Below are 13,454 nucleotides of genomic sequence, written 5' to 3' on the forward strand. Positions count from 1 at the left end.
GGCGGATATAGCACGGGGCGCGCCGCGCGCGGCGGGCATGAGGGCGCGGTCTCGTGGCGCCCCCCGCTCGCATCGCGCCGCGGCGGCGACGCTCGGCGCGAGCGGGTCGCGCCTTCAGTGCTGGTAGTCGTTCACGTGCGCGTACTCGGCCGACTCGATCTGCAGCGTGGTGTGGTCGATCCCGAAGCGGCGCCGCAGCTCGAGCTTCACCGCGTTCAGGATCTCGTCGTTGCGCCCCATCGAGTCGAGGCGGACGACGAGGTGCGCCGAGAGGGCGTGGAGGTTGCTCGAGATCGTCCAGATGTGGAGATCGTGGACGGCGACCACGCCGGGGCAGCACTCCATCTCCTTGCAGACCGCCGCCACGTCGAGGTGGCGGGGGACGCTCTCCATGAGGATGTCCGTGATCTCGAGGATCATCCGCACGGCGCCCCAGAGGATGAGGCACGCGATCACGACCGAGAGCAGCGGGTCGAGCCACTCGATGCCGGGGCGGAGCGCCATCGCGCCCGCGCCGAGCAGGATCGCGACCGACGAGAACGTGTCGGCGAGGACGTGCAGGAACGCGGAGCGCGCGTTGAGCGAGTGCTCGCCGTGCAGGAACCCCAGGATCGCCAGGTTCGCCACGAGGCCGATGGCGGCGATCACCGCCATGAGCCCGAGCTTGATGGGCGCGTGCGGCGTCCGGAGCCGCTCCACCGCCTCCCAGGCGATCCAGATCGAGAGCAGGAGGAGCGCGCCGACGTTGATCTGCGCCCCGAGCACCTCCGCGCGACGGAAGCCGAAGGTCCGCTTGTCGTCGGCCGGGCGGGCGGCGAGCCAGGAGGCGAACAGGGCGAGCCCGAGCGCGCCCGCGTCGGTGAGCATGTGACCCGCGTCGGAGACCAGGGCGAGAGACCCGGACAGCCAGCCGCCCACCGCCTCGGCGAGCATGACGGTCCCGGTGACGACCATGGAGGCGCCGAGCCGGCGCAGGCTCGCCCCGCCGCCGTGCGCGCCGAGGGCGTGGGCGGTCGCGTGATCGTGCACGTGCTGGTGGAGCGGCGTGGCGCCGTCGCCGCCCGGGTGGGCGTGGGCGCGCCCGGGCGCGTCCTCCAGGTGGGAGTGGCCGTGCGACATTCCGCTCGAGCCTCCGTCTCGGGATAGTCTACGCCATGCAGCGCGCGACCGACATCGCGGGCGGCGCGCGCGGCGCCCGTCCGGACGGAGCCCGCGCGGGCCGAGGACCTCGATGAAGCCCACCGACCACTACACGCGCGCGCCCGACGGGACGCGGATCCACTGGACCCGTCTCGGCGCGGGCAACCCGACCGTCGTCCTCCTCGACGGGATCGGGTGCGCCGGGTACGTGTGGCGCCACCTCGAGCCCGCCCTGGCCCGCGAGCACCGCGTCCTTCACGTGCAGTGGCGCGGCCACGGCGAGAGCGAGTCGCCCCGCGATCCCGGGCGCGTCGGGCTCGAGGAGTGCGTGGACGACCTCCTCGCGGTGCTCGACGACGCCGGCGAGGAGGCGGCGGTCCTCGCCGGGCACTCGATGGGCGTGCAGGTCGCGCTCGAGACGCACCGGCGGGCCCCGCGGCGGGTCCGGGGCCTCGTCCTCGTCTGCGGCGCGCCCGGGCGGCCCATCGACACGTTCCACGACTCCCCGGTGCTCCGGCTCGCGTTCCCGTTCGCGCGGGCGCTCGTCGAGCGCTGGCCCGACCTGGCCCGGACCGCGTTCCGCACCGTGGTCTCGACCGACCTCGCCGTCGAGTACGCCCTCGCCTTCGAGGTGGACCGGTCCCGCGTCGAGCGCGTCGATCTCGAGCGGTACTTCCGGGACCTCGCCCGGGTGGATCCCACCCTCTTCGTCCGCCTGCTCGCCTCGGCCGGCGTCCACGACACGACCGACCACCTCCCCGAGGTGGACGTCCCGACCCTGGTCGTCGCCGGCGAGCACGACTCCTTCACGCCGGTCCGCCTCTCGCGGCGGATGCACGAGGCGATCCCCGGCAGCGAGCTGCTCGTCGTCCCGGGCGGCACCCACGTCGCGCCGCTCGAGGCGCCTGACCTGGTCGCGGAGCACGTGCTCGCGTTCCTCGCCGGCCGTGTCCCGGCCCGCCGCGCGGCCCGCCGTCCGCCCCGGCCCGCCGCCGCGCGCCGCCGCCGGACCCGCCGCACCTCGAGGTGATCCCTGCGCTCCGCCTTCGCCCTCGCCGCGGCGCTCGCGGCCCTCGCCGCCGTCCCCGCGCCCGCGCGCGGCCAGCTCTACGATCCCCGCTACCGCTTCCGCACCATCGAGAGCGACCACTTCCGCGTGCACTACCACCAGGGCGAGGAGGCGCTCGCGCAGGAGGTGGTCCGCGCCGCCGAGCGCGCCCACGACCTGCTCGTCCCGGCGCTCGGCCACGCGCCGCGCGACCGGACCGAGGTGGTCCTCTCCGACGACACCGACCAGGCGAACGGCTCGGCGACGCCCCTCCCCTACGACACGATCCGGCTCTACGCGGTCCCGCCGACCGAGCTGTCGGAGCTGAACGCGTACCGGGACTGGGTGCCGGCGCTGGTGTTCCACGAGTACGTCCACGTCCTCCACCTCGGCGAGGTGGGCGGGATCCCCGGGCTCGCGAACCGGCTCTTCGGGCGGCTCCTCTTCCCGAACGGGCTCGTCCCCGGGTGGATGGTCGAGGGCATGGCGGTGCTGCATGAAGGCGACGGGGAGCCGCCCGGCGCCGGCCGGAACCGGAGCGCGCTCTTCGACATGTACGCGCGCGCCCTCGCCACCGAGCCGCCCGGCTTCCCCGCCCTCGACGCGGTCTCGAGCCCGATGGTCGAGTGGCCGAGCGGCAGCGTGCCGTACCTCCTCGGCGGCCGGTTCATGGCGTTCCTCGAGGCGCGGTACGGCCGCGCCGCGCTGGCCGGCTACCTCCGCGATCAGGGGTCGCAGCTCTGGCCGTACGCGCCGGGCTGGGTCGCGGAGCGCTGGTTCGGGAAGGACTTCCTCGCGCTCTGGGCGGACTACCGCGCGTCCGAGGAGGCGCGCTTCGCCGCTCAGCTCGTTCGCGTGCGGGGGCGGCCGGTGACCCGGCCGCGGCGGCTCACCGCCCACGGCGGCGAGGCGACGACGCCGCGCTGGTCCCCGGACGGCGCCTTCATCGCGTACTACCGGCGCACCCTCGACCGCCGCCCGGGCGTCTTCCGGATCACCCCCGACGGCCGCGACCTGGGGCGGGCCGCGACGATCGACGCGAACGGCGCGCTGGCGCTCCGCTCGCCACGCGAGGCGGTGGTGGCGATCACGGAGGTCTGGCGGGAGCACCGCCTGTACGACGACCTCTGGCTCGTGGACCTCGAGACCGGCGGGCGCCGCCGCCTCACCGACGGCGCCCGGGCCACCGAGCCGGCCCTCACGCCCGACGGCGCGGCGGTGGTCTACGTCCGGCGCGAGGACGGCGGGGGGCTGCGCCTCGTCCGGCGCCCGCTCGCCGGTGGCCCCGAGGAGCTGCTCGTCTCGCGCCCCGGCGCCCAGCTCTTCGCCCCCGCCCCCTCGCCCGACGGCCGCCGCGTGGCGTTCGTCCTCCAGGAGGACGGCCACCGCGACCTCGCGCTCTGGGAGGACGGGAAGGTCACGCGGATCACCGACGACGACGCCCTCGACGCGAGCCCGGCCTGGACGCCCGACGGCCGGTTCGTGCTCTTCTCCTCCGACCGCGGGGGCATCTACGACCTCTACGCGTGGGAGGCGGCCACCGGCGCGATCCGTCAGGTCACGAACGTCGAGTCCGGCGCGTTCCAGCCCGCCGTCTCGCCCGACGGCAAGACCATCGCCTTCCTCACCTACTCGCGCGCCGGGTTCGACCTCGCGACCATCCCCTTCGATCCGGAGACCTGGCTCGAGCCCGAGCCGGCCCCGCCGCCCGTCGCCCTCCCTGCCGCGGCCGCGCCCGCGCCCCTCCCCTCCCGCCCGTACTCTCCGTGGGCCACCCTCACGCCGCGGTGGTGGTTCCCGATCTGGGGCGCCGACGGGGCCGGGTCCACCTTCGGCGCGGTGACCGGCGGGAGCGACGTGCTCGGCCGCCATGCCTACGCCCTCCAGGCGTGGTGGAGCGCGATCGGGCGCGAGCCCGGGTACTCGGCGGCGTACCTGGGCGGCTGGTCGTGGCCCCGGCTCGACCTCTCCTCGTCACGCTGGGTGGACACCGCGCCGGGCGGGACGCGCGGCCTCCAGACGGACACGAGCTTCGGCGCGGGCGCGACGTTCACCTTCTCGCGCCTCACCTCCGGGCTCAGCCTGCGCCTCGGGTGGGACGGGACGCGCTACGACGTCATGGGCGAGCGCCGGCGCGCGACGACCAGCGACGGCCTCGGGTGGGGCGACGGGTTCCTCGCCGAGCTCTCGCTGCGGGTCGGCTACTCCGACGCGCGGCGGTTCGCGCGGTCCATCTCGCCGGAGGAGGGGCGCACGGTCGCCCTCGCCTTCGGCGCCGCCGGGCCGGAGATCGGGAGCGACTTCCAGCTCGCGCGAGCGCGGGGCGCCTACGCCGGGTACCTCCGCGTCCCCGGCACCGAGCACGCCGTGATCGCAGCCCGGCTCGGCGGCGGGGTCGCGCACGGCTCCATCGGCGGGCGGGCGCCGTACAAGCTCGGCGGCGCGACCACCGCCGACCCGCTCTCCCTCCTCCTCGGCACCGTCGCCGCGCCCACCGACCAGCTCCGCGGGTACCCGTACGGCTGGCTCCTCGGGACCGGCTTCGACGCCGCGAGCCTCGAGCTCCGCTTCCCCATCGCCTCCCCGGGGTGGGGCCACTCGACCTGGCCGCTGTTCCTGCGGCGGCTGCACGGGGCGGCGTTCGCGGACCTGGGCGACGCCTTCGATCTCCCCGGAGAGCTGCCCTTCGCCGGGCACGGGTTCTCGTGGCAGGAGCTCCGGCTCGGCGCCGGCGCCGAGCTGCGCGCCGAGGTCGTCCTCGGCTACTGGCTGCCCGCGGACGTCCACCTCGGCCTCGCCCATGCGTTCGGGCGGGTGTTCCGTGGTGAGTCCCGGGAGGCCGGCGTCGATCCGCTGACGGTGTACCTGACGGTCGGGCCGGCGTTCTGATGAGCGCCGCCCGCTTGGCGAGGCACACGATGCCTAGGGCTAGCCGAGCGGGGGCTTACGAGCGAGCAGCGGAGGCCGTTCGAAAGCTCCGTTCGCCCTGAGCCCTTCGACTCCGCTGCTTGCGGCAGCTCCGCTCAGGGCAGGCTCCGGAGCGGGAAGCGCGCCGGAGTCGAAGGGCGAGCAGCGCAGGAGGAGTCTGCCCCGCGCAGGCAGACGGAGCTCGGCCCGGCAGCCGCTGCGCGCGCAGACGACCTACGCCTCGCGCGGCCGGCGGATCGCCTGGGCGATGCGGAAAGGCGCGAGCACCAGCGTGCGGGCGAGCCGCAGGGCGTCCTGCACCAGCTCGGCCAGGATCGCCGAGACCGGCACCTCGATCTCGGTGGCGCGGCGCTCTGCCGCAGAGATCTCGGCCATGCGCTCGACCTTCTCCCGCTGGTTCCGGCGCGCTTGCTGGCTCTGCGCCGCCGTCTCGCCGACGAACCGCTTCCCCCCCGGGGCCCCGCGCCGGAGGTCCGCCACCTGCATCGACATCGCGTCCTTCGAAGATCCGGACCGGTGCTTCGCCATGTAGGGAAGCTAGGCTCGCCGCACTGCGGCGGCGACCGCCCTCCAGCCCCGTGCGTACGTGCTTGCGGGCTGCCCCGACCGATGCTAGAAAACGCGCGCTTCTGCAGCACCCGCCGACATAGCTCAGATGGTAGAGCAACTGATTCGTAATCAGTAGGTCCCCAGTTCAAGTCTGGGTGTCGGCTCTCAACTCCCCGAAACATCGAGCGATTCAAGACAGACGGGCTCCCGACCAGGAGCCCGTTTCTCGTTCCGCTGCGCGACGGCTTCAGGCCCCCGCCTCGCCCCACGCAACCTCAAGCACGATCTTGCCGTGCGACCTCCCCTGCTGGTTGAGGTCCAGCGCCTCGCGCGCCCGCTCGAGGGGGAGCACCTGCGTGACGTGAGGCTTCACGGCGCCGCGCTCGACGAGCGCCGCGATCTCGCGCAGGTCCTCGGTGTCGTACCTCATCCCGAACATCACGCCGCGGACGCCGGCTTGCCGGGCCGCGTCGTCGTCGATCTCGCCGACGAGGTTGATGAGCATGCCCCCGGGTTTCAGGATCGACCACGAGCGAGCCTGGACGTCGCCGCCGAGCGGGTCGAGCACGACGTCCATGTCGTGCACCTCCTGCTCGAACCGCTCGTGCTGGTAATCGACGATCCGGGAGACGCCGAGGCCGCGCAGGTACTCGAAGCTCGGCGCGCTCGCGGTGGCGAACACCTCCGCCCCCTTCAGCTTCGCGAACTGGACCGCGAACGCTCCGACGCCGCCGCTCGCGCCGTGGACGAGGAACCTCATCCCGGGCCGCGCGCCTGCGGTGTCCACGACGGCCTGCCACGCGGTCAGTGACGGCATGGGGATCGACGCGGCGGTGACGAAGTCGAGGTTCTTCGGCTTGTGGACGAGATCCGACGCGGGGACGCGCGCGTACTCGGCGAAGCTGCCCCAGGTTTCGCCGAAGACCTCGTCGCCTTCGTGGAAGGAGGTCCCGGACCTCGCTCCGATCTTCGCGACGACCCCCGAGAAGTCCTGTCCGAGCGTGAGCGGCACGCGATCCGCGCCCGCGGGGTTGTAGATGTGCTCGCGGATCATCCAGTCGACCGGGTTCACCGCCGCGGCGTGGACGTGGACCAGGACCTTGCCCGCGGTCACCCGGGGCAGCGGGACGTCGTCGATCCGGACCTGGTCCGGGCCGCCGAACTCGTGGATACGGATCGCCTTCATCGCGCCCCCCTCCGCGGCAGCTGCGGCCCCGGTGCCGAGGTGACGGTAATCACGGTGAGGCCGCCCGAGGGCCGTCATCGCCCGGACGGCGAACCCGGTGACGGGTCCGGGCAGGAGCGGCAGTTCGCCACGACGGAAGAGCCGGCCGGGCCGCCTCGAACGGGACGATCTTCCCGCGACGAGCGATGGCTTGGCCGTTTCCACCGATGGCTTCCGGTCCTTCGCCCGGCGGAAGAAGGTGGACGGGCTCGCGGACAGCCAAACGCGGCTTCGTTCTGATAGACCTCGCGAGCGGATCGTCCCGCGCCCCACGGCCGGACAGCGGAGGACCGCCATGACGTTCAGCTACGCGCCGGCGACCGCCGCAGACCTCGCCGCCATCCGCGCCCTGCTCGCGGAGGCGCACCTCCCCGTCGAGGACCTCGGCCTCTCCCACCAGCACTTCATCGTCGCCCGCGAGGGCGCCAATGTCGTCGGGTGCATCGGGCTCGAGCGCTACGGCGACGACGCGCTGCTGCGCTCGCTCGTCGTAGCCCCGTCGCGCCGGGGGGCGGGCTTCGGCAAGGGCCTTTACGCGGAGGCGCTCGCGGAGGCGCGGCGCGGCGGCGTCGCGGCGCTCTACCTCCTCACGAACACCGCCGAGGGGCTCTTCAGCCGCTTCGGGTTCTCGCGGATCGCGCGCGCCGCGGTCCCGGCCGCGGTGGCGTCGAGCCTGGAGTTCCGCTCCCTCTGCCCCGCGTCGGCGGTCTGCATGGTGAAGCGACTCGCGCCGTGAGCGTCCGCGCGAGCGCGGCCGGGGCTACTTCCGCTCCTCCTTCGCCCGCTCCTGCAGGTACCAGGCGTGCTCGGGGCGCGCGAGGATCTCGTCGAGCACCGCCTGCACGGCCTTGGCCTGCGCGACCTGGCCCCGGGCGGCGGCGTGGGCGACGATCTCACGCGCCTCCGGGACCACCTTCTCGTAGAAGGTCTGGGCGACCTCGTACATCCCGTGCCAGTGCGCGTAGTCGGGCGCCATCATCGCGGCGCCATGGCGCGCGCGCCGGCCCTGGTGATGGTGGAGCTCGAACCAGTCCCACTCGATCTGCTCGTCGAACGGCGCCTTGGTGAGGAGCCCCTGGTCGTAGAGCGCCTTCATGAGCGCCTGCCCCGGCTTGGCGAACTTCTCGTCGTAGAGCACGACGAGGTCGTCGTACTGCTTGTAGGCCGCGTCCACCGTCGAGGACGCGTGGCACGTCGTGCACACCTCCTTCATCCGCTCGCGCTTCTGGAGCGCGGTGTCCACCACCGCCGCCTTCCGCTTCGCCGGGTCGGTCTCGGTGACGACCCGGTGCTCCGCGTCGGTGTCCATCGGCTGGGAGACCGGCGGGCGGTTCGTCCAGGAGAGCCGCTCGCCCGGATCGTGCGTCACCTTCCCGCCGTTCACGTTGGCGGACATGTGGCACGTCGCGCAGGTGGGGGCGGCGGAGTAGTCCTTCCCGAGCACCCAGCTCTTCCCGTCGAGGTTCATCCGGTCGCGCGCGTCGCGGTAGGCGATGCCGTGCTTGGACTCTTCGTAGATCTCCTTCTGCGGGTGGTCGGGGCCGAGGTGGCAGGTGCCGCAGTTCTCGGGCTGCCGGGCGCGCCGCCGGGAGAAGTCGTGCCGGCTGTGGCAGGCCGAGCAGGAGCCGAGGGAGCCATCCAGGTTGATCCGGCCGATGCCGGCGTTCGGCCAGGTGGCCTCCACGAACACGGGCTTCCCCTCCCCATCGCGCAGGATCCGATCCAGGACGCCCGGCTGGGTGGGCCTCCCGTCGGGGCCGGGCTTCAGGTCGTCCACCGTGATCGGGGCGCCCGACTTCGCCTTGAGCGCCGTCTTGTTGCCGTGGCACTGCTGGCAGCCGGCCTGCGCGCTGGCCATCCCGTTCACCTGCGGGTCCATGCCGCGCCCGGCCGCCGTGCCGTGCGGAGCGAACGGCAGCCGCGCGCCCTCCACCGTCTCCGCGAGGCCGTTGTCCAGCGAGGCGAGGATGTTCCCCGCCTTGGCGTGGTGGCTCCGGCCGAACTCCTCCGCCTCCTGCCGATGGCAGCGGCCGCAGTCGCGCGGCGTGACCACCGTCGCGACGAGCTCGCCTCCGTGCTCGAACGCGTCCGCGTCGCCCTTCGACGCCTGATGGCAGTCGAGGCAGCCGACGCCCTTCCGGGCGTGCCCGCTGTCGTGCCACTGCTCGACGATGCCGGGGTTCGTGCTGGAGTGGCAGTCCACGCACCCTCGGGAGCGGGCCGGCGCGGACGCCGAGGAGGTGGCGGCGGACGCCTTGCGCGTCCCGCCCCGGGTCGCGGCGAAGGCGACCGGGGCGAGGCACAGGGCTGCGAGGAGCGCGACGTGACGTGCGTGCATGCGGGGACTCCGAAGGCGATGAGGGCTGCGGGCTGGGAGGGGATCGCTTCGCGAATTCGGCCCACCGGTGATCACGGACCGTCGGTCAGACGAAGGCGCGGCTGTTGCGTGGCGCGGCGACCGGCGACCGCGAGCCGACCGATGCGCGGCGCGCCGGCCTCACTCGCGGCGTCCCCCGGGGCAACGTCGCCCGGACGGACGTGACCGGCGAGGACGCGCCGCTGCGAGCGCGCCGCGTCCGCGTCCGGGCCGGCGCCCGGCGACGAAGCTCGCCGGCGAACGCCAGGAAGGCCTGGAGCGTCCGCTCCACCCGGTCCTCGTCCATCATCGACAGCGCCTCGAAGGCGTCCATGCGCGCTCCTCCGGCGACGGTGCGTGAACCACCGCGTCGCCGCGATGACTGGAACGCCAAGCAATGGGCCTGCCAGAGGGGTGATCCCTTCCAGACCGGACACTTGCGCGATCCGCGTGGCCCGCGCGCAACCGGATTTGGGTGTCTCGGTACCGAGCCCTCGGTGAAGAGGCCTCGGCCACCTGTCAATCTCGATTGATTGATCGCGATCAGTAAGCGTTCGGGCCACCCCCGAAGATCGAGGGCGCGCGATCGATCTCTGCGGATCTGGATCGTTCGCAGCACTTCGCCCGGCATCACCGCGTCCGGCCACGCGGATTTCGCGAGACGGACCGGCGAGGGCCGAAGCGACGGTCCAGCGAGCGACCCAACGAGTCCCCGGCCTCGATCCGAGCGCCGGAAGCATTTTCCGTGGTGCTCGCCGCCGACCGGCCCTTTGGCCGATCGCCGCCGCGGGTGCCGTCGATCCCAAGGCGGGAGGAGGAGAAGTGAAATCCGTTCGGTGGCTCTTGGTGTCGCTGTCCGCGGCCCTGGCGAGCACCGCCCAGGCCGCGCCGTCTCCACAGGTCCCGATCCCCGGGAGCTCCATCCCGCGCTTCGTCGATCCCCTGCCACGGCCGAGCGTTCAGCCCGGGGGGACCCTCGCGACGATCGACGCCACCGGCACCTCGTTCGCGGCCCCGCTGCAGCTCAGGATGTGCGAGTTCAAGGCCCGGATCCTCCCCTCGACGTTCGTGCCACCGCCGGGCAGCCAGTATCAGGGGTACACCTGGGTCTGGGGATACGTCGCCGGCACGACCTGCCCCGACACCGAGCGGGACACGTACCTCGGGCCCGTCCTCGTGAACGTCCGCGGCACGCCGACGACCATCCAGTACACGAACGCCCTCCCCACCGTCGATCGGACGAACCTCCTCGCGTACAAGTTCGGCACCGATCAGACCGTGCACTGGGCCGACCCGCTCGGCGGAGAGCTGAACGAGTGCCACATGATGAGCGGTGATCCCCCTCAGGCCGGGGCGGGCATTCCACCGTATCACTCCGCCTGCTCGCTCAACTTCGGCGAGTGGTTCGACCCGGAGACGGGGAGAGGCGGCTTCGGCGCCGCGGGCATCCCCGCGGTGCCACACCTCCACGGCGGAGAGGTCCCGCCGGTGCTCGACGGCGGCCCGGACGCCTGGTTCACGAGCGACGGGCTCGTGCAGGGCCACGACTACTACACGAACCCGAACGTGGAGGCGGCAGGGAACCAGGCGGTCTACAGCTATCCGAACACCCAGGGCGCGGCGCCGCTCTGGTTCCACGATCACACGCTCGGCGCGACGCGGCTCAACGTGTACGCGGGGATCGCGGGTGGGTACTACCTGCTGGACCCGGCCCAGGAGGACCGCTTCCAGCGGATCGGGATGCTCCCGGTCGGAGACGTGATCCCGCTCGTCCTCCAGGATCGGATGTTCGACATGAACGGTCAGCTCTACTTCCCCAGCGGCTTCCCGGGAGGCCCCAACGGCCCGCCGCCGAACCCGCAGCACCCCTACTGGATCCCCGAGTTCCTGGGCGACACCATCGTCGTGAACGGCAAGGCGTGGCCGTACCTCGCCGTCGAGCCGCGTCGCTACCGCTTCCTCTTCTTGAACGGCTCGAACGCTCGCACCTACGAGATGTTCCTCGCGAACCCGGTGACCGAGCAGATGGGCCCCCCGATGTGGGTCATCGGGAACGACGGCGGCTTCCTCGACGTGCCCTCGATCGTCGATCCGAACGCGGGCTACCCGATCGAGCCGCACCTCGTCATCCAGCCCGGTGAGCGTTACGAGGTCATCATCGACTTCACGAGCGTGGCGAACCAGACGCTCGTCCTCAGGAACATCGCGAAGGCTCCGTACCCGGGCGGACATCCCCCCAACGGCGCGACCACCGGTCAGCTCATGCAGTTCCGCGTGAGCGCGGGCCCCGTCACGGACACGAGCTACGACCCGAGCTCCGGGATCGCGCTCCGTCCGCAGCCCATCGTCCGCCTCACCGACCCGGCCACCGGCGAGGTCGCACCGGGCGTCGTCGTCGCGAAGACGCGGGAGCTCACGCTCAATGAGGTGCTGCTCCCGCCGCAGACGGCGGTCGATCCGGTCACCGGCGTCCCGACCGCGTACCCTGGAGGCCCGGTCGAGATCCTCGTGAACAACAGCCTCTGGGCGGGGAAGGACCGCCCCGACTTCGAGGAGGTCACCGTCGGCGGGGTGACCGAGTTCGTCTCCGAGACGCCGGCGGAGGGCACGACGGAGGTCTGGGAGATCGTGAACACCACGATGGACGCCCACCCGATCCACACCCACCTCGCCACGTTCCAGATCCTGAACCGCCAGAGGTTCAAGGCGAAGGCGTTCGGCGCCGCCTACGCGGCCGCGTTCCCGGGCGTCAGCGGCGCCACCTGCGGGACCGGCGTGTGGTGCCCCGGCTTCGGGCCGCCGCTCGACTACTCGCCCTCGGCCGCCTCCGGCTGGAAGCTCGGCGGCAACCCGGACGTCACGCCGTTCCTCCTCGGGCCGATCCGTCCTCCCGACCCGGACGAGATCGGGTGGAAGGACACCTTCATCACGTATCCGGGCATGGTGAACCGGATCGTCGTCCGCTTCGCGCCGCAGGAGACCCCCGCAGGCAGCCAGGAGGGCTATCCGTTCTCGCCCAACGACAGCCCGACGGGCAGCGTGAACGACAGCCACGGCTACGTCTGGCACTGCCACATCATCGATCACGAGGACAACGAGATGATGCGGCCCGACGTCATCGTGCCGCTGCCGGGCGCGACGCGCAGCTACGTGAAGGGCGTGCACTACTGACGGCGGCACCCGCTCGCACTGCCGCGGCGCTCGTGACGTGAGCGCCCCCGCGCGAGCCGGTGGCCTGCGGACGAGGCCCCGGCTCGCGCGGTGCCCGTCAGCGCCGGAGCGCCGCGGCCACGGCGGCGGCGAGGGTCGTGGTGGGCCGCCCGATCAGGCGCCGCAGCTCGCCGGTCGAGTCGTCGAGATCGCCCTGCGCCGCCCAGACGTCCGAGTCCGCGAGGATCTTCGCGAACGGCCCCGGCAGGCCGGCGCCGGTGAGCACCGCCTCGTACTGGGCGGGCGGGAGGTCCTGGTAACGGACGGGCTTGCCGGCCTGGCGCGACACCTCCGCGGCGAGCTCGGCCATCGTGAAGGGAACGTCCCCCGCGAGCTCGTAGATCTCCTTCGGCTGCCCGGCGCCGGTGAGCACCGCCACGGCCGCTGCGGCGTAGTCGGCGCGGGCGGCGGCGGCGACGCGCCCCGTCCCGGCGCTTCCCACGATCGCCCCGTGCTGGAGCGCGGGCGCGAGGTTCTCCGTGTAGTTCTCCAGGTACCAGCCGTTCCTGAGGAAGACGTGCGGCAGCCCCGACGCGCGGATCGCCGCCTCGGTCGCCTTGTGCTCCTCGGCGAGCGCCATCCTCGAGGTCTGGGCGCGCAGCAGGCTCGTGTACGCGAGGAGACGGACCCCCGCGCGCTTCGCGGCGTCGATCACCGCCGCGTGCTGGGCCGCCCGCTTCCCGACCTCGCTCGACGAGATGAGCAGCACCTTCTCGCCCCCTGCCAGCGCGCGCCCGAGCGTCTCCGGCTTCGAGTAGTCCGCCTGGCGGACCTCGACGCCCCGCGCGGCGAGGTCCCTCGCCTTGTCGGGGTTCCGCGCGACGGCCGCGATCTCGCGGGCGGGGACCTTCTCGAGGAGCCCCTCGACGACGAGGTGGCCGAGGTGACCCGTGGCTCCGGTGACGACGATCATGAGTCCTTCTCCTCCGATGTGCTGGTGCTGCGTGGTGTGATGCTGCGTGGTTGGTGCTTCCGTAACCGCTATAGCTACGAATTGC

The 13,454-nt window shown here is 72.9% G+C and carries 10 protein-coding genes and 1 tRNA gene; 5 read left to right on the forward strand and 6 right to left on the reverse strand.

Annotated elements, in window-relative coordinates; translation table 11 throughout:
* Positions 1–114: 114 nt before the first annotated feature.
* Positions 115–1,119: a cation diffusion facilitator family transporter gene (locus tag MNZ27_RS08140; protein WP_242393546.1), complete on the reverse strand. Its 1,005-nt coding sequence runs from the start codon at positions 1,117–1,119 to the stop codon at positions 115–117.
* Positions 1,120–1,231: 112 nt separating this feature from the next.
* On the opposite strand from MNZ27_RS08140, the gene MNZ27_RS08145 reads away from it, so the two are divergent.
* Complete coding sequence (locus tag MNZ27_RS08145) at positions 1,232–2,170, forward strand: alpha/beta fold hydrolase (RefSeq protein ID WP_242393547.1); 939 nt, start codon at positions 1,232–1,234, stop codon at positions 2,168–2,170.
* Positions 2,171–2,296: 126 nt separating this feature from the next.
* Complete coding sequence (locus MNZ27_RS08150; RefSeq protein ID WP_242393548.1) at positions 2,297–5,077, forward strand: BamA/TamA family outer membrane protein; 2,781 nt, start codon at positions 2,297–2,299, stop codon at positions 5,075–5,077.
* Between the two features lie 252 nt (positions 5,078–5,329).
* On the opposite strand, the gene MNZ27_RS08155 is transcribed toward MNZ27_RS08150, so the two are convergent.
* Positions 5,330–5,644 (reverse strand): translation initiation factor IF-2, encoded by a 315-nt coding sequence (locus MNZ27_RS08155; protein WP_242393549.1) that lies wholly within the window; start codon positions 5,642–5,644, stop codon positions 5,330–5,332.
* Between the two features lie 112 nt (positions 5,645–5,756).
* Here MNZ27_RS08155 and MNZ27_RS08160 point away from each other — a divergent pair.
* A tRNA-Thr gene (locus MNZ27_RS08160) sits at positions 5,757–5,829 on the forward strand.
* An 83-nt stretch (positions 5,830–5,912) separates the two neighbouring features.
* Here MNZ27_RS08160 and MNZ27_RS08165 read toward each other — a convergent pair.
* A complete protein-coding gene (locus MNZ27_RS08165; protein WP_242393550.1) occupies positions 5,913–6,851 on the reverse strand; it encodes an NADP-dependent oxidoreductase in 939 nt (312 codons plus the stop codon).
* A gap of 334 nt (positions 6,852–7,185) precedes the next feature.
* Between MNZ27_RS08165 and arsN2 the strand changes: the two genes are divergently transcribed.
* Entirely contained in the window at positions 7,186–7,626 is a 441-nt protein-coding gene (gene arsN2 / locus MNZ27_RS08170; RefSeq protein WP_242393551.1) for an arsenic resistance N-acetyltransferase ArsN2, read from the forward strand.
* A 24-nt stretch (positions 7,627–7,650) separates the two neighbouring features.
* Here the strand turns inward: arsN2 and MNZ27_RS08175 are convergent, their stop codons facing one another.
* Together MNZ27_RS08175 and MNZ27_RS08180 are read right to left on the reverse strand one after the other, a co-directional pair.
* A complete protein-coding gene (locus MNZ27_RS08175) occupies positions 7,651–9,228 on the reverse strand; it encodes a multiheme c-type cytochrome (protein WP_242393552.1) in 1,578 nt (525 codons plus the stop codon).
* Between the two features lie 85 nt (positions 9,229–9,313).
* Entirely contained in the window at positions 9,314–9,580 is a 267-nt protein-coding gene (locus tag MNZ27_RS08180; RefSeq protein WP_242393553.1) for a hypothetical protein, read from the reverse strand.
* 488 nt (positions 9,581–10,068) lie between these two features.
* On the opposite strand from MNZ27_RS08180, the gene MNZ27_RS08185 reads away from it, so the two are divergent.
* Complete coding sequence (locus MNZ27_RS08185; RefSeq protein WP_242393554.1) at positions 10,069–12,417, forward strand: multicopper oxidase domain-containing protein; 2,349 nt, start codon at positions 10,069–10,071, stop codon at positions 12,415–12,417.
* Positions 12,418–12,514: 97 nt separating this feature from the next.
* Here MNZ27_RS08185 and MNZ27_RS08190 read toward each other — a convergent pair whose 3' ends face one another.
* Complete coding sequence (locus MNZ27_RS08190) at positions 12,515–13,369, reverse strand: SDR family oxidoreductase (protein WP_242393555.1); 855 nt, start codon at positions 13,367–13,369, stop codon at positions 12,515–12,517.
* Positions 13,370–13,454 lie beyond the last annotated feature (85 nt).

Source organism: Anaeromyxobacter oryzisoli, assembly GCF_022690765.1.
Classification (GTDB): Bacteria; Myxococcota; Myxococcia; order Myxococcales; family Anaeromyxobacteraceae; genus Anaeromyxobacter; species Anaeromyxobacter oryzisoli.